Origin of the sequence: Enterobacter sp. BIDMC 27 (assembly GCF_000534415.1) — a bacterium.
GTDB lineage: Bacteria > Pseudomonadota > Gammaproteobacteria > Enterobacterales > Enterobacteriaceae > Enterobacter > Enterobacter hormaechei_C.
On sequence record NZ_KI973178.1, the window covers coordinates 2,849,968 to 2,871,555 of the forward strand.

The window sequence follows — 21,588 nt, forward strand, 5'->3', positions numbered from 1 at the left end:
TAAGGACCATGATATGACAGAATATTACTGTTACGATGCCCCTGACGGACATCATAAAACCAGCATTCGTAATACTGCAAAAAAAATTGTACTTCAGCGGATACCTGCCCGAGGGGTGACGTTAACCATTGGCGTGTTTTTTGATGGGACGGGGAATAATGTTGAAAACATAAACAGTCGCATTGAGCAATGTGACTCTAAGTTATATGGGCTTGATGCCAGTGAATTAGCTAAATTCAATGAAAAATGCATGGCTGAAAAAGGTTATAGGGATTCCGCTGCAACTAGTTATCTAGGGTATTTCACCAACATTCACTGGCTGAATAGCTTATATAAACAAGATGAAAAAATACCAGATAATGCCATGGAGGCTCAGAGAAAGGTCTATATTGAAGGTATAGGGACTAAAAACAAAGAAAAAGACTCAAAGTATGGCCTTGGTTTCGGTAATAATGAGACAGGTGTTGTAGCCAAAACTGACCGGGCGATAGAACTGATAAAAGAACAAATTTCATTATTTATCAATAAGAATGATATGAACACTATCGCCATTGCAAAAATCCAGTTTGATGTATTTGGGTTTAGTCGGGGAGCGGCAGCGGCAAGGCATTTTGCAAATCGAGTCAATGATGAAGACCCTGCATTAGTCGAAGCGATTAAAGCGGGTCTCAGTGGCTATACACAGCACGGAAAACCAGCTGGAGAAATTCGATTTATTGGTCCTTTCGATACCGTTGCAGCTGTCGCCGCGCTTTCAGATGGGCTTGATCCCCATGACAGTAACAACCATGATGTCAAACTGGAGTTGCCTCCGGGTATTGCAAAACACGTTTTCCATATAATAGCAATGCATGAATGCCGGTACAATTTTTGCCTTAACAGTATTAAAGAAGTATGGCCTGAACTGAGCCTGCCTGGTGTGCATTCTGATATTGGGGGTGGATACAATCCTGAAGAGCCTGAATATTACTTTCTGACGCGTCCGGAAATTGAAACAGTACCGGAAAATACGCCTGAACAGGCAACCCAGGTCTACCGTAATGCTTCCGTGCAGAGTGAATCACTTTTTGGCTTTCCATCACTTGCCCCTCTGCTACCATCAGGGGTGATAAAAGTAGAGTGTAATTCCGATGACAGAATGTCTCCGGATCGCTATAACAATTTCAACAAAAAAGTCGGCGCTGCTGTCACGTTTGAACGAACAGTATCAAATGACTGGTCGAAAGTTGTTCTGAGAGTTATGTATGAGATTTCCAAAGATGTGGGTGTGCTATTTGAAGAAATACAAGAGAGCGACAAGTTTTCAATATGCGATGAACTACGTCCTTTTTGCGAAAAGGCCATATCTCAGGGAAAAGCGATCTTTACAGGCTCACAGTTTATTCCATTTACATCTGAAGAAATTAATATCATTGGGAAATATATCCACTGCTCAGCTAACTGGAATGCTGTAGATTACGATTCAGCTAGAAAAGTTACCAGTGGTGCGCGTGCATCTGCGGTATTAAGTTTTGTCAACCGGCCCGACACGAACTGGCGTCGTACAGTTTATAATATGAAGGGAGAGGTCATAGTATGAATAAAAAGTCTGTTTTATTGGCAGCCTTGCTTGTATCCGGATGTGCTTTTGCAACTGATAAGGCTGATAAATCAACCGAACTCTCGAGTCTGCTGGCACCTTATGATGAGTGGTATTTTGATTTTGCATACCCGAAAGCACTACCTGCCGTTGTAACTTATGCGGAGTTATTGGATACAGACTCAATTTTATATCGCTACAGAACGCTGGATGGTACTAACTCCAGTGACAGCAGTGTAGGTTCGTGGGGAGACAGTATTGGTTATGGAATACCTTCATTTAATAAAGCTAAAAACCCTCCGCGATTTATCCATTTTTGCTGGGACTCCGTTATTGACAAAAGAGTTTATGAAACCACTATAACCTTCGGCAGTAAAGTTTGGGAGATGATGTTAATACCTTATTTTGCTCCATATGATGAAATACAGACCGCTTATCATAATGGTGCTAAAGGAGAGCAACGATACCATCGATTTATGGTTATCGGACTGGCACCGGAAGGAAAGGTCAGGGTATGGTTACAGAACAGTCGCAAGCCGAATATAGAACTCACTGATATACTGGTTGAGACCGTTTCCGGTGATAAGTTAGATATGTGTAAAAACATCACTGATTTTAGTCGCGGGTACAAATACTCGAAAGGGACAGAAGATTTTATTAAAGGTAAAAAATATCCGTATGGAGAGTGGTGATTTGTTTTATTGAGAAAATTTAAGGAGAAGGTTTTGAAGAAATGCCTGTTAAGTGTTGTTGCGTTATTTATATCAGGCTTTACTCTGGCTGCTAATAACACTGAAAAATCAACCGAGCTCTCGAGTCTGCTGGCACCTTATGATGAGTGGTATTTTGATTTTGTTTACCCTAAAGCGTTACCAGCCGTTGTAACTTATGCAGAGTTGCTGGATACAGATGGCGTTTTTTATCGCTTCAGAACGCTGGATGGAACTAAACCCAGTAAAAGTAGTATAGGTAAGTGGGGAGATAAACTTGGCTTTGGGCTTACAGCATTTAACAAAGCTAAAAATCCTCCACAATTTATTCACTTTTGCTGGGATTCAGTTATCGATAAAAAAGTTTACGAAACCAGAATAACCTTCAGCAGTGACGTCTGGAAACTGATGCTGACGCCTTATTTTGCTCCTTATGATGAAGCAGAGTCAGCTTATCATAATGGTGCTAAAGGAGAGCAACGATACCATCAATTTATGGTTATCGGACTGGCACCGGAAGGAAAGGTCAGGGTATGGTTACAGAACAGTCGCAAGCCGAATATAGAGCTCACTGATATACTGGTTGAGACCGTTTCCGGTAATAAATTAGAAATGTGCAAGAATATAACAAGACATCCCGATGGTTACATTTACTATGGAGAAATACCGGAATTCATTAAAGGAAAAAAATATCCTTACGGGAAATGGTGAGTTTTTATTCACTTTATCATCTCATTATTCATTGGTCTTATAATGTGAGACTGAGATTTCGAAAAATAAATTTTATTTCATAAATACTTACTTAAATACAAAGGTATTTTGTATGTCTAAAGGTTTTGTTTTGCTCGGTGATAAAACTACACATGGCGGAAAAGTTATTTCAGCATCATCAACCATGATTGTTAACGGCAAAAAAGTTGCTCTGATTGGCGACATGATTAGTTGTCCAATACCATTCCATGGTCCCAATCCTATAGTGGAAGGCTCTCTGGAATGGTCCTCTGACGGCAAGGCTATTGTGGTTGACGGATGCAAATGCCAGTGCGGGTGTCAGGTTATCCCAAGCGCACCGGATTGCGCAATAGGATAATCCATGGGCTGGAACAGAGCGAAATCATTGACAACAGAGTTACCCCCAAAACCATCCTTTATGTGGTGGTTTCTGGCTGGCGTCCTGACACTAATCACCGGGATTGTATTATTCATGATCCACGCCTCCGGTATGATGAATGCGATTTCAGGGATCAATATCTGGCTGGTTTCCCTCGCACCGTCAGGTAGCTGGCTGTTTCTTCTCTGTTTGAGAGGCTGGCTGTGGGGTAAAAAAGTTGATGAACATAACTTTTTGAAAAATGAGGCTGAACATGCCCAGAAACTGTGGGAAGCCTGGGCTGAACGGTATCTTGCGATTGTGGGCAACTGTATTTTTTTACCCGACAAAATCACTGTGGGATGCCTTCGAAGCGAATTACCGCAGCAGTACGGTCTTGTCAGAAAAATAAATTATCTGCCTGACAGTAATCATCTGGTCGATGAGTCCTTCCTCGTACTACTTAAAGGTACAATGGATGCGCTTTGCCTGTTGCCTTCTGACCTTCAGGTTAACGTGACTCTGGTAACCGATCTGCCCTGTTCTGGATTACAGAAGTCCTTTGCCACAGTCTGGACCTCCCTATTTCCTCAGCGCGCTGCGCCTGACAGCATCACGATAATGCCTGCCTTCACGATGGGATGGGTCGAAGAGCGTTTGAAACAGCCCTTTCTGACGGTTGACCTTATTCTGGTGATACAACTGTGTGGTCGTGACGCGTATTCAGACGGTCTGGCCGCGTTGCTGATGACGAGTGACGATGTGGCGCAAAAATACCGCCTGCCACATCCGGCCCGTCTGTTGCGGCCGATGCCGCTGCAACTGGACGGGTTTGAGGATGAACTCAGGCTGTTTCTCGGGACCCAGACGGCTGCCTGCCGTACCGATCGCATTCTGGGCGACAGTTGCAGTTGGGAAAATGTCGCCGCACCACTAATGATCGTTGGGAACGAACAGGGTGCCACCTGGGATCCCGCTGATCGACTGCTGCTTGAAAAATGGTGCGGCATTCCGGGGCCTGCGGCACCGTGGTTGTTGACTGCCTTTGCGGCAGATCTGGTCTGTCTGGATAACGCCTCTCTTCTTACGTTGTTCTCCTCTGGCGAGGAACGTTTTATCAGTACCGTCACAGCAGGAAGTGAAGATGAACACATCGGGTAGTATGTTTGGCCGCCTCGGCCGAGTCGGGATCGTATTTGCAGGCGTGGTGGCGCTGTGGTGGATGATAACCCACTACGCCAAAGCGCTGGATATTGATACGCGGGGTGAACAGGTTCTGGCGTTTGTCCTGGTGTGCCTGGTGCTGGTGCTTATTCGTTATGCGCCAGCACTTTCCCGTTATGTTAAGGAAGTTTATTATCGTCGCCAGGCTCAGAAGATTAATGCCTTACCTGACGAAGAAGGTCGCATTACACTGACGCCGCCACGTCATATCACGGTAGAGGAAATTCGCCAGGAGTTGTGCCATCTGTACGGTCGTTGCTGGCCCCGCAAACTCCGAATCCTGCTGATAACCGGCAGCGCTTCAGATGTCGAACAACTCATCCCAAAACTCACCCAGGAATTCTGGCAGGAAGACCAGGGGACGCTGCTGCTGTGGGGCGGTGACCCGGCAGCACCGGCGGACACTGCCTGGCTTACCGCGCTGCGTAAACTGCGCCGCCGCCCAGTGGATGGCGTGGTGTGGGTGACCTCTGCGTTTGATCGCCTCGCAGGCTCAGATACTGAACTGGCAGCGCCGCTGACTCCTGAATCCATGGACGCCCTGGCTCACGCCCTGAAGGGGCGCTATGACGCGCTGGGCTGGAAACTGCCGCTTTACGTCTGGTCGCTGCATCCGCGAGCTGGAGAGCAACTGGGGCGGATTACCCAGCCGGTGGGGTACCAGCTGTCAGCGGCCTCTAAACCTGAAGCACTGGCCCGCCAGCTAAGCGACCTGATACCGGCCCTCACCGCGCAGGGCGTTCAGCAGATTTGCGACAAACCACAGCAGAGTTTTTTGCTCGCCCTGGCCGACCAGCTGACGCGCGAGCCGGAAACGCTGACCGGCCCCTTATCGGTATTGCTCAAACCGTACCGCCCGCTGCCGCTGGCCGGTGTGGTGTTCAGTCCGTCCACGTTCGGCGGCGTGCGCAGCGTTGCTCATCACTGGGGCAAAGACAACCGCTGGGATGCCATCCCGGCCTCGGCACAGGCCTTACCGGCAGGTCTGCGCCCGCGTAAACCCGGAATCAGCTGGACGCAGATGGCGGGCGTGAGCGTGGCGGCGCTGATGGTGCTCTGGGGTGTATCCATGGCTGTCTCCTTTGTCGCCAACCGTCACCTGGTGGCGACGGCGCAGGAGCAGGTTCAGCAGTCTGTGGCAGAGAAACAGCCGCTGAGCACGCGTCTGCACGCCCTGTCTGAACTCCAGAAAACCCTTGTCCGTTTACAGTACCGTGGACAACACGGCGTGCCCTGGTATGCACGCGGCGGCTTAAGCCAGAACGATGCCCTGCTGGCGGCGCTGTTTCCGCGTTATGGCGAAAGCGCCTTGCCCCTGCTGCGCGATGCGGCGGCGGAACATCTTACGCAACAGCTACACGCCTTTGTACAGCTGCCGCCGGACAGCCCGTTACGTGAGCGCATGGCAAAACCGGTTTACGACCGGCTCAGGTTGTACCTGATGCTCTCGCGGCCGGAGAAAATGGATGCGGCCTGGTTTTCCGCCACGCTGATGCGTTACTGGTCGCAGCGTGCGGGTGTGGCAAACGGCCTCTGGCAGGGCAGCGGCCCGGCACTGTACGCTTTTTATGCCACGAGCCTGGCGTCACACCCGCAGTGGCGCTTACATGCTGACGATATGCTGGTCAGCCAGACGCGTACGCTGCTGGTTCGCCAGATGGGGGTGCGAAACAGTGAATCCACCCTCTATCAGAAAATGCTCGCGCAGGTGGCGAACCAGTATGCCGATATGCGCCTGACGGACATGACCGGCGACACCGACGCCGCAAGCCTGTTCCGCACCGATGAGGTGGTGCCGGGGATGTTCACCCGTCAGGCGTGGGAGGAGGCGGTACAGCCTGCCATTGACAAGGTGGTGAATGAACGTCGCGAGGAGATGGACTGGGTGCTGAGCGACAGCAGACAGCCCGCCACGCAGCAGACCTCGCCGGAAGCCCTGAAGCAGCGGCTCACCGCACGTTATTTTGCCGACTTCAGTACCGCCTGGCTCGATTTTCTCAACAGTCTGCGCTGGCAACGGGCAGTGACCCTGTCCGACGCCATTGACCAGCTCACCCTGATGGCGGATGTGCGTCAGTCGCCTTTGGTGGCGCTGATGAACACCCTGAATGTTCAGGGCCGCACCGGGCAGACAGGCGAAGCCATTTCGGATTCGCTGGTGAAATCTGCGAAGAATCTGCTCGGTGGCGATAAACAGCCGGCCATTGACCAGAGCGGCGGCTCGCGCGGCCCCCTGGAGGCGACCTTCGGCCCGGTACTGGCGTTGATTAACAGCCAGCAGAAAGGCGGTGGCAATACTGACCTGAGCCTGCAGACGTTTCTGACCCGCGTCACCCAGGTGCGCCTGCGGCTACAGCAGGTGACCAACGCCGCTGATCCACAGGCGATGACCCAGGCACTGGCACAGACGGTGTTTCAGGGCAAGGCGGTGGATTTAACCGAGACCCGCGATTACGGCAGTCTGGTGGCAGCGGGGCTCGGGCAGGAATGGAGTGGTTTCGGGCAGACGATGTTTGTGCGGCCCATGGAGCAGGCCTGGCAACAGGTACTGACTCCGGCGGCTGAAAGTCTGAATGCACAGTGGCAGACCGCTGTGGTGGATGACTGGAACAGCGCCTTTGGCGGGCGGTATCCGTTTAAAGATGTCAGCAGCGAGGTCTCACTGCCGTTGCTGGCCAGATACCTCAACGCTGATTCCGGACGTATCACCCGTTTTCTCCAGACCCGTCTTAACGGCGTGCTGCACAGGGAGGGGAGTCACTGGGTGCCGGACAGCATCAACGCCCAGGGGCTGACCTTCAATCCGGCCTTCCTCAGGGCGGTTGATACCCTGAGCCATATTTCCGATGTGGTGTTCACCCGCGGGGAGGCGGGGTTGTCCTTTGAACTGCGCCCGGGAACGGCGGATGGCATCATGGAGACGCGGTTGGTTATCGACAGCCAGAAGCTGACTTATATGAACCAGATGCCCGCCTGGAAGCGTTTTACCTGGCCTGCGGACACCGAAGCGCCTGGTGCGGCATTAAGCTGGATAAGCACCCAGGCCGGCACCCGGCAGTATGCGGATATGTCCGGGGCGTGGGGCTGGATCCGGCTGCTGGACAAGGCGTCAGTCAGCGCGTATCCCGGCACGGGCAGCAGTTACAGTCTCACGTGGCAGGCGCAGGATGGCAGACCGCTAAACTACACCCTGCGTACCGAGGCGGGAGAGGGCCCGCTGGCCCTGCTGAAGCTGCGAAACTTCAGCCTGCCGTTGCAGATATTCACCGTCAGCGAGCCTGCCGCTGACCCCCTGGCTGATGACACCGACCCCACAGAGGAAACGTACTGATGGCATCCGTTCACACACTGATTACAGCCTGCCAGGCCGCGCCGGAAGCGCTGGCGGAACAGGCGCAGCAGCGCCTTTCCCTGTGGGACTACTGGCTGCGGCCAGTACAGGCGGACAACCCCACCGGCGCTGACCCCGGCTACGACGATGATTTTCAGCTGATGCGCGAGGAGGTCAATAAACTTTCCGGGGCAGATGCCGACCTGATTTGTACCCTTGCGGAAAAACTGCTGACCACCACCACAAAAGATATTCGTGTCGCCACGTATTACGCCTGGGCGCGACTGCACCGGGAGGGTGAAGCGGGACTGGCAGACGGACTGGATCTGCTGGCGGGTTTAATGCAGCGCTTTAACATACAGTTGCACCCACAACGCGAACGCAGCCGACAGGGGGCGCTGGAGTGGCTCGCCAGCACCAGAATGCTCGACAGCCTGTCTCTGTACCCGGAGGCCAATAATACTGACACCCTGCGCATTGCCGGTGCCCTGTGGCTTACGGAGCAGGTGGCGGAAGGCGCCATCCCCGGCGCGCTGTATCAGGCGCTGGAAACCCGGTTACAGAAATCCGGTGGCCCGGATGCGGTGGTGCCGCAGAATGTCAGCGACACGGGTCACGCAGCCACATCACACGTCAGCGTACCGTCGCTGACAGGCATCGCCTCAGGCCAGGAGTTACTCTCACAGGCGCGGATCCTGGCGGACTACCTGAGAAATCAGCCGGACGGCTGGTTATCCGCCCACCGGCTGATAAAGAACCTGCGTCACGACACCCTGCGTCAGCTACCGCCGCTTCTGGCCGACGGCAAAACCCGCATCGAGCCGCCAAAACCGGATCAGCGCGCACTGCTGAAACGGCTCTACCTGCAACAGAGCTGGCGTGAGCTGATGGAAGAGGCGGACAGCCTGCTGTCGCGCGGCGCAAACCACCTGTGGCTGGATGTGCAGTGGTATCTGCACCAGGCGCTGCTGAAATCCGGGCGGGAGCACGAAGCGGCGATTATCCAGGCCGACCTGAAAGGCCTGCTCTCGCGCCTGACCGGGCTGGAGACGCTGGCCTTTAACGACGGTACGCCTTTCGCCGATGAAGTGACCCTGAACTGGATCCAGCAGCAGGTGATGGACAGCGGCGGGGGCTGGCAGGAGGACTCAGCCGTGACAGCGGCGACCGCTTCCGGCGATAACGATATCCTGCAACTGGAGAGCGAAGCGCTCACACTTGCCGACAGCGACGGCCCCGATGTGGCGCTGTCCTGGCTGCAAAATCGTCCTGGTATCATCACGGTACGCAGCTGCTGGCTGCTGCGCCTGTTAATGGCGAGAGTGGCCGAACAGACCGGTAAAAACGAGCTGGCGCTGCACCTGCTGGGCGAGCTGGATGGTTGTGCTGCTGCCATCACGCTCACGCAGTGGGAGCCGGACCTGCTGTTCGAGATAAAAGCCCGGCGCCTGAAGCTGCTGCGGATGAAGGCCGGACGTAATGATACGGATAAAACACGCCTGAATCCGGAGATGGAGCATCTGCTGGCGGGGCTGATTGCCATCGACCCGGCAAGAGCCGCCGTACTGTGCGCCTGACTTTTTTGCTCCCTGAACGCTGAGAAATTAAATGGAAGATTTAACCCTGCGTTATTTTGACGCTGAAATGCGTTACCTGCGCGAGGCGGCGAAAGAGTTCGCGCAGACCCACCCCGACCGGGCGGCAATGCTCGATCTCGACAAAGCCGGCACACCTGACCCGTATGTTGAACGGCTGTTTGAGGGCTTCGCCTTCTCCATGGGACGTCTGCGCGAAAAGATAGATGATGATCTGCCGGAGTTGACCGAAAGTCTGGTGAGCATGCTGTGGCCGCACTACCTGCGTACCATCCCGTCCCTGTCGGTGGTGGTGCTGTCGCCGGATGTGCCGGCGATGAAAATGGCGGAAACGTTGTCCGCCGGGCTGGAAATTAGCTCGCGCCCGGTCGGTCCTAAAAACACTGTCTGCCGCTACCGCACCACCCGGGATCTGACGCTGAATCCGCTCGCGGTGGAAAAGGTCATTATGACCACGGAGCCTGACGGGCGTTCGCTCCTGCGGGTGCGTTTTGCCTGTAGTACGCAGGCGGACTGGCCGCAGACTGACCTCCGGCATCTGCCGCTGTACCTGGGTGAAGATAGGGTGACGGGCAGCAGCCTGCACCTCTGGCTGACAAAACGTCAGGCGGCGCTGTACATTCGCCTGCCCGGGCAGACGGAGCGGATCGCACTGGACGGTTATTTCTCCCCGGGCGGTTTTGCTGAGGAAGATCGGCTGTGGCCAAAGGGCGACAGCGCCTTCAGCGGTTATCAGTTGCTGCTGGAGTATTTCACCTTCCGCGAAAAGTTTATGTTCGTCCATCTTAACGGGCTGGAAAATATCACGCTCCCGGCGGGTACGGCGTACTTCGATATCGAGGTGGTGTTCAGCCAGGTATGGCAGAGCGATTTACCGGTAACAGACAGCAGCCTGCGCCTGCACTGCGTGCCGGTAATTAACCTGTTCACCCTGGAAGCTGACCCGCTGACCATTAGCGGGCTGGAGAGTGAATACCTGCTGCGCCCGAAACGTCTTCAGGACGGGCATACCGAGATTTACTCGGTGGACAGCGTCAACGGCTCCGGGCGCACCGGCGAAGCGCACTATGTGCCGTTCACAAGTTTTCGCCATCAGGGCGGCATGATGCGTCGTCACGCGCCGGAACGGTATTACCACACCCGCGTGAAGCGGGGCGTCACCGGGATGCACGATACCTGGCTGATACTGGGCGGCCAGCAGTGGGAAGCTGACCGGATGCTGGAGCGGGAAACGGTCTCGCTGCGCATCACTGGCACCAACGGCCAGTTACCGCGCCGGGCGTTGCAGAGCACGCTGCTGGACCGCTGTGAACAGGTCTATGACACGCCCCTCACCGTGCGTAATCTCTGCAAGCCGACGCTGCCCGCATACCCGCCTGCGGAGGATCGTTTCCACTGGCGGGTGATGAGCCATCTGGGCTCCCGGTTTCTCAATATGATGAGCAGCGCTGAGGTGCTGCGCGGCACGCTCTCGCTCTATAACTGGCGGGACGACGAACTGAACAACCGTCGCCTCGATGCCATCCTGGATGTCAGGCACCACCGCATTCAGCGCTTTGAGGACGGTTTTTTGCTGCGCGGGCTGGACGTGGAGGTGACGCTCGACAGCAATGGATTTACCGGAGAAGGCGATATCCACCTGTTTGGCGAACTGCTCAACCGCTTTTTCGCCCTGTATGCCGATATGAACCAGTTTAACCAGCTCACGCTCATTGTTCAGCCAGAAGGAAAATATATCCGGTGGAAAGAGAATCACAGTCCGCGCCTGCCCGGCTGATGGCGCAGGTACGGCACCAGTTGCCGTACATGAATTTTTACCGCTTCTGCCAGTTGCTGGAACAGAGCCAGCCGGAGATGCCGGTGCCCGGCAGCGACTGGCGGGTGCGGCAGGAGCCGGTGCGTTTTCGCCCGCATCCGGGGATGGGGTTTCCGGCCGGTGAAATCCACAGTACAGAAGACCCGGAACATCCGCATCTGCCGCCGTCGGTGCGTGTCACCTTTATGGGGCTGTACGGCGTGGAGTCGCCGCTGCCGACCCACTACACCGACGATATCGCTCAGCGACGGGAAGGGCACGACGCGACGCAGGATTTTCTGGATATTTTCAGTCACCGGCTGATTACCCAGTATTACCGCATCTGGCGTAAGTATTCGTACCCGGCCACCTTTCAGGCCGGCGGCGCTGACAACACATCACAATACCTGCTGGGCCTGGCGGGGCTGGGGATAACCGGCTGCGCGAAGACCGCTGGTACGCCGCTGTCGCGTTTTCTGGCGCTGCTGCCGGTGATGATGCTGCCGGGACGGACGGCGGAGGGAATGGGGGCGCTGGTGCGGATGCTGGCGCCGGATACCCGCGCAACGGTGTATCACCACGACCGCTGCCGTATCCCGCTGAAGCAGCCGGTTGCGATGAGTACATGCCAGCCGGTCAGCCTGAAGCACCGTCCGGTGATGGGCACGCATGCCACGGATGTGAACGGCCAGGTGCTGTTGCGCCTGAGCACGGACAACCCGGAAGAGGTCCGGGGCTGGCTGCCGGGCGGCGACCTGCACGCCGACCTGATGGCGCTGCTGCACGTGTGGCTGGGCGCGCACCTGGATGTACGTATGCAGTTATGCGTTGCCCGGCATTTACTGCCGGATGCGCGGCTGTCCTGCAATGCGGAACAGACCGCGCAGGTCGGGCGCACGGCGGTGCTGCGTCCCCTAAATGCGCAACAGAACAGAAACGACATTATCACCATTCACCTTGGACGCTTTCAGAGCGTCCGGGAAAACATTCAGCGAAGGAAGAACGATGAAGATGGCGATTACCGCTGGTAAAGCGCTGGCACTCTCTCTGGCGACCCTGTTAACCGGCTGCGGCCTGACGCAGAAAGTGACGGACGGCACCGTCGCCGTCACGAAGTCCATTTTTTACAGAGAGGTGAAAACCCTTCACCTGGATATTCAGGCGCGCGAAGGGGTGAACAACAACGCGAAGGGGGCATCGCTGGCAACGGTGGTGCGAATTTACCAGCTTAAAGAGCGTAAGGCGTTTGACAGTACTGACTATCCGTCGCTGTTCGCCAGTGACAGTCAGGCCATTAAAGCCGATCTTGTGGCGGAAAAGGATATCCGCCTGCGCCCTGGCGAATCGGTGACCCTGGATATGCCGATGGAAGAGAGCGCGCAGGTTGTGGCGGTGGCGGGGATGTTTATGGCACCGGACCAGGTAAACGATACCTGGCGTATTACCCTGACCCGTGACGACCTTGACCCGGATAAGGCGCGGGTTATCGAAGTCAGTAATAATCGTCTGACGCTGAAACCGCTGGAGGGGGAATGATGCCGCGTCCGTCTCTGTATGACATGCTGTACGGTAACTTCGCCGGCGGGCTTGACCTGCACAGCGTCAGTGAGGAGAACCAGCTGATTTTATCAGTACTCGATAACATGCAGCGCATCCTCAACTGCCGCGCCGGTACGCTGGCCCACCTGCCGGACTACGGCCTGCCGGATATGACAAAAATCCTCCAGGGAATGCCCGGGACAGCCCACCAGCTGATTACCACACTGTCGGCCGTGTTGCTGAAATACGAGCCGCGCCTGAGCCGGATTAACGTGGTGATGCAGGAACAGATTCAGCCCGGTGAACTCCGCTACGCCATTGACGCGGAGCTGAAGGGGGTGGGGCTGGTGCGCTACGGCACAGAATTTATGCCCGAGGGCAGGGTATTAATCCGTCATCTGAAACAACAGCAATACCTCGATGCACGAGCCGCCATCTAGTCATTACTCAGGTTAAAACAGTTATGACAACATGAACGACCAGACATTTATTTTACCCTGATCAGAAAAGGCACATTAAAGATTTACTTTTCAAGGGTTTATTGTAGCACTTATGCTGTAGCGGGTACTGAAATATTAATAGTTGATTTCTTCGCCGCGAGTCATTGCATTTTATCTGGCGAAAAGGTTAATGGCTGAGGGGATATACCCTGAGCATGATGACGTCAATCATGGATACAGATATGAAAATGAGAATTCTCCTTCTTACGGTCAGTGTACTTTTTAACATGCAGGCTGATGCCGCCCGTGGTAGACAGCCCTGCTCGGGCTCAAAAGGTGGCATAGCACACTGTACATCGGATGGTCGTTTTGTCTGCAATGACGGAAGTTTGAGCCAGTCGAAGCGATTCTGTTCAGGTTATGGTGCCTCCGAACCGCCCCCGCAGGTAAAACCCTCCCCCTCCGCCAGGAAAGCGCAGACGAAAAAGAGAATAGCCGTGAAAGGCCAGGAGCAGCGTGTTGTAGAAAACAATGCGCAGTTCGATACACAACCGCGGCAACCTACATGCGCCCCTCTCTATATGGCCAACAAGCCCGGATTCACCCATTTACCCATTTGTTCAGGAAATCAGTATTAATCCGCCAGTGTAAACGTTCTTTGTCTGTTATTCGAACTGATAAGACGCGTGCAGGTGGTAACCCACCTGCACGCGCTGGACGACCTGTAACCGCGTCTGGCATTAAAGCATGCCGTTCGCACCTTCCGGCTACATGGCGAACTTACTGCATGGCTGGCGTTTATGCTTTCTGCATGAGTGATAAAAGGGAGGGAAAATCATGACCAGGGCTGAAGAGTTTTGTCGTTCCTGAAATGTGAACACTGGCAGATGGATGCGCACGCATCGCTCAAAAAACGATCTTTTTCAGGCGGATACTGAGATCAGAAAAGCATATGACCTTGAACAGTAATCACAATGACTGGAGGGATATGCTAATGAAGCGACAAGATATAAACGCATTAAAGAATTTTGATTTTCTGGCACGCAGTTTTGCCCGTATGTACGCCCTGGGCCAGCCAGTTGATATCGATGCCGTGACCGGCAATATGAGTTATGAACAGCAGGCATGGTTCCGGGAGCGATATGACCACTACCGAAAGCAGGCTGAGCGGGCGAGAGTGATAGAACTGCGATGATGTAACGAATAACGGGCTTAACGGCCCGTTGCGTTTTTTAGGTTCCAGCTACATTTTGCAGCTCCTGAGGTTGAAATATTGTGCGGTAACCTCATATAGAAAGCGGGTAAGGAATACCTGCCCGTAAGACATGAACTTTTTGAATATTCTTTTTTACTGTTCAGGAGGTACATGATGACTCTGAGAGCTTTTCCCATGTTGAACGATCTCTCCGACTCTCTGTTTGCGGACCGTTTTAACCGTATCGATCGCCTTTTTAGCCAGCTAACCGGCAGTACGCCGTTGCCCTCCACGCCTTCTTACAATATCCGGCGGGTGGGTGATAACCGCTATGAACTGACGCTGAGCGTGCCGGGCTGGAAAGAGAGCGAACTGGAAATTGAAACCGTTGGCGGTCAGCTGAATATCAGCGGTAAACGTGAAGAAGAGAAAACCGAAAACGGCGAAGAAGGGTGGATCCATCGGGGTATCAGCCGCAGCGACTTCCGGGCCAGCTATAGTCTGCCGGAGCATGTGAAAGTAACCGGCGCTTCGCTGGAAAACGGCTTGCTGGCGATTGAATTACACCAGGATATCCCGGAAGAAGAGAAACCGCAGCGCATCGCCATCAACAACAACCCGGCGATTGAACATAAGCCGTAATCATTGATTGACGTTGTTTTCACGCCCGGCAAACGCCGGGCGTTTTGCTAACCTGATGGGGCTTATGCCATTCCGCTTTTCCCGGTACGCGCGGGCTGGAGGTCACTTTCGATGTGCTTAAAAGGTTTGCTGCCTCTGCATGAGGCTGAACGGGAATGAAATGTGCGAGAAAACAGATTGGTGCGTCTGAATGGACTCGAACCATCGACCCCCACCATGTCAAGGTGGTGCTCTAACCAACTGAGCTACAGACGCAGAATGGTGCGTTCAATTGGACTCGAACCAACGACCCCCACCATGTCAAGGTGGTGCTCTAACCAACTGAGCTATGAACGCATTGTGTTGTCGGTGACAACGGGGACGAATATTAGCGGCACAGCCCCAAGGTGGCAAGAGGGAAAATGCATTTTTCTCTCTGATTTCACGCGATTGCTTCATTACCGCGCAAAGTGAAGAGAAAGTAGCCGCCAGGCGGCGGCTACTGTGTTATTAACGTGCAGCGCGCTGCAAAATTACCGCAGACGGCTGACGTTGCAGGAAGCGCATACGCAGCATCATCATAATGGCCGCAGACGTTAAGCCGATGATAAAGCCCATCCAGAATCCGGCTGGCCCCATGCGATCCACCACCAGATCCGTGAGCGCCAGAATGTACCCGCACGGCAGACCCAGCACCCAGTAAGCGATAAAGGTGATAAAGAAGATGGAACGCGTATCTTTATACCCACGCAGCACGCCGCTGCCAATCACCTGGATGGAGTCAGAGATCTGATAAATGGCCGCCAGCAGCATCAGATGCGAGGCCAGGGTCACTACCTCCGGGTTGTCGTTATAGAGCAGGGCAATTTGCTCACGCAACAGCACGGTAAAGAGCGCGGTACAGACTGCCATGCAGACGCCGACGCCGAGGCCGGTGCGGGCTGCCGTTTGCGCGTCCAGCGTCGAGCCTTGCCCCAGACGGAAGCCCACGCGAATCGTCACCGCGGCAGCCAGGGACATCGGCAGGACGAACATCAAAGAGCTGAAGTTCAGGGCGATCTGGTGTCCTGCGACATCAATAATCCCTAACGGCGAGACCAGCAGGGCGACGACGGCAAACAGCGTCACTTCGAAGAACAGCGCCAGCGCAATGGGTAACCCCAGCTGAATGAGACGGGTCATGAGCGTCCAGTCAGGTGCGCTGAACGAGGTGTCGTTACGAATGTCACGCATGGATCGCGCATGTTTAATGTAGGTGAGCATACAGCCGAACATCACCCAGTACACCGCAGCCGTTGCCACGCCGCAGCCCACGCCGCCGAGTTCCGGCATGCCAAAATGACCGTAAATGAAGATATAGTTCACGGGAATGTTCACCAGCAAGCCGATAAAGCCCATCACCATGCCCGGCTTGGTTTTTGCCAGCCCTTCACACTGGTTACGTGCCACCTGGAAGAACAGATAGCCGGGCGCGCCCCAGAGCAGGGCGCGCAGATAACCGACCGCCTTATCCGCCAGCGCCGGGTCGATATTATGCATGGCGCGAATAATATACCCGGCGTTCCACAGGACGATCATAATCAGGACGGAGACACCCCCGGCCAGCCAGAAGCCCTGGCGCACCTGATGGGCCACGCGGTCGCGTCGACCGGAGCCGTTAAGCTGCGCGATAACGGGCGTCAGCGCCAGCAGCAGGCCGTGACCAAAAAGAATGGCCGGAAGCCAGATTGAGGTTCCGATCGCCACGGCGGCCATATCGGTGGCGCTGTAACCACCGGCCATTACCGTATCCACAAATCCCATTGCGGTTTGGGCTACCTGCGCGACGATCACCGGTATGGCCAGTGCCAATAACTGACGCGCTTCGATCATATACTTCTGCACGTGAACACCTTTGTATTGTAGTTATTTGAGAGACTAAAAAGGCCGCCGTTACTGGCAGCAAGAAGAAAAAACAGAGGGATGCCAGCTATTGTAGCGGGGTTTAACTAATTATCTAGTGAAAAAATCGCCAGAAATTGCGCATCACTGGCAACCTGTTTTTTCAACTGTTATTGTGGTGGGATTATACGGTGTCATCGCCGTTCGGAATGAACAGGAGCTGTAAGCATGTTTACTGGTATTGTGCAGGGCACTGCCAAAGTGGTGTCCATTGATGAAAAACCGAATTTCCGTACTCACGTAGTTGAGCTGCCTGAATATATGCTCGACGGCATTGAAACCGGGGCGTCGATAGCGCATAACGGCTGCTGCCTGACGGTGACCGAAATTAACGGTAACCAGATAAGCTTTGATTTAATGAAAGAGACGCTGCGTATCACTAACCTGGGTGAGCTGGTGGTGGGAGATATCGTTAACGTTGAACGCGCGGCGAAATTCAGCGATGAGATTGGCGGGCATCTGATGTCGGGCCATATTATGACCACCGCAGAAGTGGCGAAAATCGTGACCTCGGAAAATAACCGTCAAATCTGGTTTAAGGTGCAGGATCCGTCATTAATGAAATACATCCTTTATAAAGGATTTATTGGCATCGATGGGATTAGTCTGACCGTCGGTGAAGTGACGCCAACGCGTTTTTGCGTGCATTTAATTCCTGAAACGCTGCAACGTACTACGCTTGGCGCAAAAAAACTGGGGCAGCGCGTAAATATCGAAATTGATCCCCAGACCCAGGCGGTCGTGGATACCGTTGAGCGCGTACTGGCGGCGAAAGAGGCGGCGATAATAAAAACCGTGGAAGAAGAATAAAAAATAACCCCGGTTAACCGGGGTTATTTTTTCAGCGAGCCACATGCAAACCGTGCTCAATCCCACGACTAAACACCACCTGCCACAGCTGTATATCCCGCGCACGGAACGCGCCCGCACAGGCATTCAGATAATAGCTAAACATCCGTTTGAATCGTTCCGAATAGTTGTCGGCGATTTCAGGCCATGCAGCCTGGAAACGTTCATGCCAGGCCATCAGGGTGGTGTCGTAATCTGCGCCGAAGTTATGCCAGTCTTCCACAATAAAATGCGGTTCGCTGGCGTTCGCAATCTGGCGAACAGAGGGTAAACAGCCATTCGGGAAGATATATTTGTTGATCCAGGGATCCACATTGTTATCGGTGCGTTTAGAGCCGATGGTGTGTAGCAGGAAAATTCCCTCAGGCTTCAGGTTACGATCGGCGACCTCGAAGTAGGTCTTGTAGTTCTTCGGCCCCACGTGCTCGAACATACCTACGGAAACAATGCGATCGAACTGCTCGTTCAGGTCGCGGTAGTCCTGAAGCCGAATATCAACATCCAGACCCAGACAGCGTTCCTGCGCCATCTTCTGCTGTTCAGCGGAAATCGTGACGCCGACTACGCTGACGCCGTAATTTTTCGCCATAAACCAGGCAAGACCACCCCAGCCACAGCCGATGTCCAGCACACGCATACCGGGCTGTAACTGCAATTTATCGCAGATCAGTTGCAGCTTGTCCTGCTGCGCCTCTTCCAGGGTCGTCGCTTTTTTCCAGTATCCGCAGGAGTACTGCATTAAAGGATCGAGCATACGGCTGAACAGATCGTTGCCCAGGTCGTAATGCTCTTTACCGACGATCCACGCCCGTTTTTTACTTTGCAGATTGAACAGGCGGGCGGAGGCGATACGTAAAGTATCTTTGAAATGACGAGGGAGCTGTTTTTCTAGACCGGCGCGTAATACGCTGGAGAAGAACATATCCAGCCGCTCACACTCCCACCAGCCGTCCATATAGCTTTCACCCAGCCCTAACGATCCCTCCTGTAAGACGCGTTTGAAAAAATCGGGATGCTTAATCTGGGGATCGGAGGGGGATGAGCCATTAATCGTAATGCCCGCACGTCCCAACAGTTCACTGACGATCCGGGACCAGTTATCGTCCGGAACGCTGACTTCTTCTATACACGATGAACTCATAGCTTCTCCATCACCTTGCTGTGATCAGAACCTTAAAACAGCGTAGACGCTTTTTTGGTTTGTGAGAAATCTCACGGTAAATGCCCGCGAGGCTAATATCCGACGTAGAACAGAGGAAGGGAGATAACCCTTGCCGAAATGCCTTCCATGGTAAAACGGGAGCGCTTCGGCTCCCGTTAACACTTAATATTTATCGTATTTAATCGAACCAAATTCAGTATAGGCCGCAAAATTTGGTGATTCAACAGAAAATTGTTAGCAACCTAATCACTGGTTTTTAACATAGTTTCCCACGCAATCAGGCGTGCGACGTTTCTGTCTGCGCGTTTTCACTCTGCTCGCGATGGGCTGAGGACTGCATGCGATAGCCCAATCCCGCCAGCGCAACGGTGACCAGCATCACGCTGGTGGTGGTGAGCAGCGGGGTTGCAATCAACGCCGAGACCACGAGACTTGCCAGGAAGCACAGGCCAAGTTGCAGGGTATTTTGCAGCGCGGCAGCGCGGCCTGTCGCCTGCGGGAATGGACGCAACGCCTGGGCTACAACGATAGGGTAGATAGCCCCGTTAGCGATCGCCATGACGCAGAACGGAATCAAAATTTCTGCAAGCCCGGCGCCGGGTATAAAGCCGACAGCCCAGGTCGCAATCACGCTTAGTGCATACAGCACCAGCAGCCAGGGCAGCATCTGTTGGCCTTCCCATTTTTGCAGCGCGGCGCGACAGCCATAGCCACCCACCAGGAAGGCGATGGTCTGTGGTACATAGCTCAGGCCGATAGCCGCCGGGCTGTAGCCCATGTCATGCAGAATGAACGGCGAACCGGTCAGCCAGGCAAAGAAGCTGGCAGAGCAGGCAGCATAAATCAGCACGTTACCGCGATAGGCTTTCGACCGCAGTAAAGAGGTAAAGGTGATGGGCTTTGCGTCCGGATGCGTCTCTTTTTTATGCGCAGGTTTAAGCCCGAAAGCAGGCAGCATCAGGACCAGCGTAATAGCAAAGAGCGTGGCGAAAATAGCCTGCCAGTCGAAATGCGCGAGGATCCAGCTGCCCAGTAACGGGGCAAGCGCCGGCGACAGGCCGACCAGCGGCATAATAGTGGCGAATATGCGGTTAGTGCGCGAGGCGGGGTAGTAATCGGTCACCAGCGCCTGCCAGGTCACCGCTGCGGCGCAGACGCCGACCGCCTGAATAAAGCGCAGCGCCAGCAGCCAGGCGGCATCGCGGACCCACAGCATGCCCAGACAGCCTACGGCAAAAATCGCCAGCCCCAACAACAGGACGGGCTTACGGCCAAAACGATCCGAGAGCGGCCCCCACAGCAATTGCGCAAAAGCAAAGCCAGCGAGGAACAAACTTAAACTGGCGCTGATGGCGGCGGCAGGGGTTTGCAAATCTTCCTGCATCGCGGCGAACGCGGGCAGATACATATCGGTTGCCAAAAAGCCCAGCACGCTTAAGCCGCCGAGCCAGACTAAAAATCCTTTCCTGGGTTGCACTTTTTTCTCCTGAGGAGGCAGGTGTACGTTGGCGCAGAGTGTAGGGAGTGCAAAGCGGCTTGTGAAACGCTAATATTTGGCGGGTGCGTTCAAAAAATTTGCAGGCTAAAGATGTGGTCAGATTATTCCCTTGAAGTGGTTGATGCCGTGGCGCGTAACGGCAGCTTTACCGGTGCCGCCCAGGAGCTGCATCGCGTTCCCTCGGCTATCAGCTATACGGTGCGCCAGCTGGAAGCGTGGCTGGCGGTCCCGCTGTTCGAGCGGCGCCATCGCGACGTGGAGCTCACGCCTGCCGGAGCGTGGTTTTTGAAGGAAGGGCGGTCTGTTATCAAAAAAATGCAGATCACCCGTGAGCAGTGCCAGCAGATCGCCAACGGCTGGCGCGGGCATCTCGCTATTGCGGTGGATAACATCGTTAAGCCGGAGCGGACCCGGCAGATGATCGTCGATTTCTATCGTCATTTTTCCGACGTCGAACTGCGTGTTTCGCAGGAAGTGTTCAACGGCGTCTGGGATGCGCTGGCGGACGGCAGGGCGGAGATGGCGATTGGTGCGACCCAGGCGATCCCGGTTGGGGGGCGCTACGCGTTTCGCGACATGGGCATGCTGAGCTGGACCTGCGTGGTCGCGCGCGATCACCCGCTGGCGGCGCTGGAAGGTCCGCTGAGCGATGACACCTTACGCAACTGGCCCTCGCTGGTGCTGGAAGATACCTCCCGCTCGCTGCCCAAGCGCATTACCTGGCTGCTGGATAATCAGCGCCGCGTGGTCGCGCCGGACTGGGAGTCGTCGGCCACCTGTCTGAGCGCGGGGCTGTGCGTTGGCATGGTGCCGGTGCATTTTGCGCGCCCGCGCATCGACGCGGGAGAGTGGGTGGCTCTGACGCTGGAAAACCCCTTCCCGGATGCCGCGTGCTGTCTGACCTGGCAGCAAAACGACGTCTCGCCCGCCATGGCCTGGCTGCTGGATTATCTGGGCGACAGCGAAACGCTGAACCGGGAGTGGTTGCGGGAACCAGCATAGCTGGCCCCGTAATGAGA

19 protein-coding genes and 2 tRNA genes are annotated in these 21,588 nt (G+C 54.6%); 16 read left to right on the plus strand and 5 right to left on the minus strand.

The window, feature by feature from the left end:
• The first annotated feature begins 13 nt into the window (after positions 1–13).
• From L463_RS09220 to L463_RS09165, 14 genes are all read left to right on the plus strand, one after another.
• Positions 14–1,579 (plus strand): T6SS phospholipase effector Tle1-like catalytic domain-containing protein, encoded by a 1,566-nt coding sequence (locus L463_RS09220; RefSeq protein WP_032103548.1) that lies wholly within the window; start codon positions 14–16, stop codon positions 1,577–1,579.
• Positions 1,576–2,271, plus strand: a complete 696-nt coding sequence (locus L463_RS09215; RefSeq protein ID WP_032103546.1) for a DUF2931 family protein — start codon at positions 1,576–1,578, stop codon at positions 2,269–2,271. Before L463_RS09220 ends, L463_RS09215 begins: the two co-directional genes overlap by 4 nt.
• Before the next feature lie 33 nt (positions 2,272–2,304).
• Complete coding sequence (locus L463_RS09210; RefSeq protein ID WP_032103544.1) at positions 2,305–3,000, plus strand: DUF2931 family protein; 696 nt, start codon at positions 2,305–2,307, stop codon at positions 2,998–3,000.
• Between the two features lie 112 nt (positions 3,001–3,112).
• Positions 3,113–3,379, plus strand: coding sequence for a PAAR domain-containing protein (locus tag L463_RS23620; protein WP_071993137.1), 267 nt, complete (start codon positions 3,113–3,115; stop codon positions 3,377–3,379).
• A 3-nt stretch (positions 3,380–3,382) separates the two neighbouring features.
• Complete coding sequence (locus tag L463_RS09205; RefSeq protein ID WP_032103543.1) at positions 3,383–4,540, plus strand: hypothetical protein; 1,158 nt, start codon at positions 3,383–3,385, stop codon at positions 4,538–4,540.
• The gene (locus L463_RS09200; RefSeq protein WP_032103541.1) at positions 4,524–7,934 is read left to right on the plus strand and encodes an ImcF-related family protein; all 3,411 of its coding nucleotides are present in this window, start codon (positions 4,524–4,526) and stop codon (positions 7,932–7,934) included. The genes L463_RS09205 and L463_RS09200 overlap by 17 nt, the downstream gene beginning before the upstream one ends.
• Positions 7,934–9,511 carry a type VI secretion system protein TssA gene (gene tssA, locus L463_RS09195; protein WP_032103539.1) on the plus strand — a complete coding sequence of 526 codons (1,578 nt, stop codon included), beginning with the start codon at positions 7,934–7,936 and terminating at the stop codon, positions 9,509–9,511. The genes L463_RS09200 and tssA overlap by 1 nt, the downstream gene beginning before the upstream one ends.
• Positions 9,512–9,542: 31 nt before the next feature.
• Entirely contained in the window at positions 9,543–11,306 is a 1,764-nt protein-coding gene (tssF, locus tag L463_RS09190) for a type VI secretion system baseplate subunit TssF (protein WP_032103537.1), read from the plus strand.
• The gene (gene tssG / locus L463_RS09185; RefSeq protein WP_072203871.1) at positions 11,261–12,355 is read left to right on the plus strand and encodes a type VI secretion system baseplate subunit TssG; all 1,095 of its coding nucleotides are present in this window, start codon (positions 11,261–11,263) and stop codon (positions 12,353–12,355) included. Before tssF ends, tssG begins: the two co-directional genes overlap by 46 nt.
• The gene (gene tssJ, locus L463_RS09180) at positions 12,336–12,860 is read left to right on the plus strand and encodes a type VI secretion system lipoprotein TssJ (protein ID WP_172821116.1); all 525 of its coding nucleotides are present in this window, start codon (positions 12,336–12,338) and stop codon (positions 12,858–12,860) included. The genes tssG and tssJ overlap by 20 nt, the downstream gene beginning before the upstream one ends.
• Positions 12,860–13,303 carry a type VI secretion system baseplate subunit TssE gene (gene tssE / locus L463_RS09175; RefSeq protein WP_032103561.1) on the plus strand — a complete coding sequence of 148 codons (444 nt, stop codon included), beginning with the start codon at positions 12,860–12,862 and terminating at the stop codon, positions 13,301–13,303. The genes tssJ and tssE overlap by 1 nt, the downstream gene beginning before the upstream one ends.
• A gap of 242 nt (positions 13,304–13,545) precedes the next feature.
• Entirely contained in the window at positions 13,546–13,941 is a 396-nt protein-coding gene (locus L463_RS24725; protein WP_072203872.1) for a YdcA family protein, read from the plus strand.
• 356 nt (positions 13,942–14,297) lie between these two features.
• Positions 14,298–14,498 carry a cell surface composition regulator GlgS gene (gene glgS, locus L463_RS09170; protein WP_023296382.1) on the plus strand — a complete coding sequence of 67 codons (201 nt, stop codon included), beginning with the start codon at positions 14,298–14,300 and terminating at the stop codon, positions 14,496–14,498.
• Between the two features lie 171 nt (positions 14,499–14,669).
• Positions 14,670–15,140 carry an Hsp20 family protein gene (locus L463_RS09165; RefSeq protein WP_026080712.1) on the plus strand — a complete coding sequence of 157 codons (471 nt, stop codon included), beginning with the start codon at positions 14,670–14,672 and terminating at the stop codon, positions 15,138–15,140.
• 178 nt (positions 15,141–15,318) lie between these two features.
• Here the strand turns inward: L463_RS09165 and L463_RS09160 are convergent.
• From L463_RS09160 to mdtK, 3 genes are all read right to left on the minus strand, one after another.
• Positions 15,319–15,395: transfer RNA gene (locus tag L463_RS09160), tRNA-Val, on the minus strand.
• Between the two features lie 4 nt (positions 15,396–15,399).
• A tRNA-Val gene (locus L463_RS09155) sits at positions 15,400–15,476 on the minus strand.
• Positions 15,477–15,629: 153 nt separating this feature from the next.
• Positions 15,630–17,003: an MdtK family multidrug efflux MATE transporter gene (mdtK, locus tag L463_RS09150; protein ID WP_017384611.1), complete on the minus strand. Its 1,374-nt coding sequence runs from the start codon at positions 17,001–17,003 to the stop codon at positions 15,630–15,632.
• Between the two features lie 225 nt (positions 17,004–17,228).
• Here mdtK and L463_RS09145 point away from each other — a divergent pair, with 225 nt between their 5' ends.
• Complete coding sequence (locus L463_RS09145) at positions 17,229–17,870, plus strand: riboflavin synthase (RefSeq protein WP_017384610.1); 642 nt, start codon at positions 17,229–17,231, stop codon at positions 17,868–17,870.
• A 31-nt stretch (positions 17,871–17,901) separates the two neighbouring features.
• On the opposite strand, the gene cfa is transcribed toward L463_RS09145, so the two are convergent.
• A complete protein-coding gene (gene cfa / locus L463_RS09140; protein ID WP_032103533.1) occupies positions 17,902–19,050 on the minus strand; it encodes a cyclopropane fatty acyl phospholipid synthase in 1,149 nt (382 codons plus the stop codon).
• Positions 19,051–19,348: 298 nt separating this feature from the next.
• Positions 19,349–20,548, minus strand: a complete 1,200-nt coding sequence (gene punC, locus L463_RS09135; RefSeq protein WP_023296385.1) for a purine nucleoside transporter PunC — start codon at positions 20,546–20,548, stop codon at positions 19,349–19,351.
• Positions 20,549–20,659: 111 nt separating this feature from the next.
• Between punC and punR the strand changes: the two genes are divergently transcribed.
• Positions 20,660–21,571 (plus strand): DNA-binding transcriptional activator PunR, encoded by a 912-nt coding sequence (gene punR / locus L463_RS09130; protein WP_003857638.1) that lies wholly within the window; start codon positions 20,660–20,662, stop codon positions 21,569–21,571.
• Positions 21,572–21,588: the final 17 nt, after the last annotated feature.

Bases quoted from the DNA above. Each gene is read 5' to 3' on its own strand.
- punR (WP_003857638.1), top strand. From the start codon at position 20,660: ATGTGGTCAGATTATTCCCTTGAAGTGGTTGATGCCGTGGCGCGTAAC.
- L463_RS09165 (WP_026080712.1), top strand. From the start codon at position 14,670: ATGATGACTCTGAGAGCTTTTCCCATGTTGAACGATCTCTCCGACTCT.
- L463_RS09220 (WP_032103548.1), top strand. From the start codon at position 14: ATGACAGAATATTACTGTTACGATGCCCCTGACGGACATCATAAAACC.
- cfa (WP_032103533.1), bottom strand. From the start codon at position 19,050: ATGAGTTCATCGTGTATAGAAGAAGTCAGCGTTCCGGACGATAACTGG.
- glgS (WP_023296382.1), top strand. From the start codon at position 14,298: ATGAAGCGACAAGATATAAACGCATTAAAGAATTTTGATTTTCTGGCA.
- L463_RS23620 (WP_071993137.1), top strand. From the start codon at position 3,113: ATGTCTAAAGGTTTTGTTTTGCTCGGTGATAAAACTACACATGGCGGA.
- tssF (WP_032103537.1), top strand. From the start codon at position 9,543: ATGGAAGATTTAACCCTGCGTTATTTTGACGCTGAAATGCGTTACCTG.
- L463_RS09205 (WP_032103543.1), top strand. From the start codon at position 3,383: ATGGGCTGGAACAGAGCGAAATCATTGACAACAGAGTTACCCCCAAAA.
- tssA (WP_032103539.1), top strand. From the start codon at position 7,934: ATGGCATCCGTTCACACACTGATTACAGCCTGCCAGGCCGCGCCGGAA.
- L463_RS09145 (WP_017384610.1), top strand. From the start codon at position 17,229: ATGTTTACTGGTATTGTGCAGGGCACTGCCAAAGTGGTGTCCATTGAT.
- tssJ (WP_172821116.1), top strand. From the start codon at position 12,336: ATGGCGATTACCGCTGGTAAAGCGCTGGCACTCTCTCTGGCGACCCTG.
- L463_RS09215 (WP_032103546.1), top strand. From the start codon at position 1,576: ATGAATAAAAAGTCTGTTTTATTGGCAGCCTTGCTTGTATCCGGATGT.
- tssE (WP_032103561.1), top strand. From the start codon at position 12,860: ATGCCGCGTCCGTCTCTGTATGACATGCTGTACGGTAACTTCGCCGGC.
- L463_RS09200 (WP_032103541.1), top strand. From the start codon at position 4,524: ATGAACACATCGGGTAGTATGTTTGGCCGCCTCGGCCGAGTCGGGATC.
- L463_RS24725 (WP_072203872.1), top strand. From the start codon at position 13,546: ATGAAAATGAGAATTCTCCTTCTTACGGTCAGTGTACTTTTTAACATG.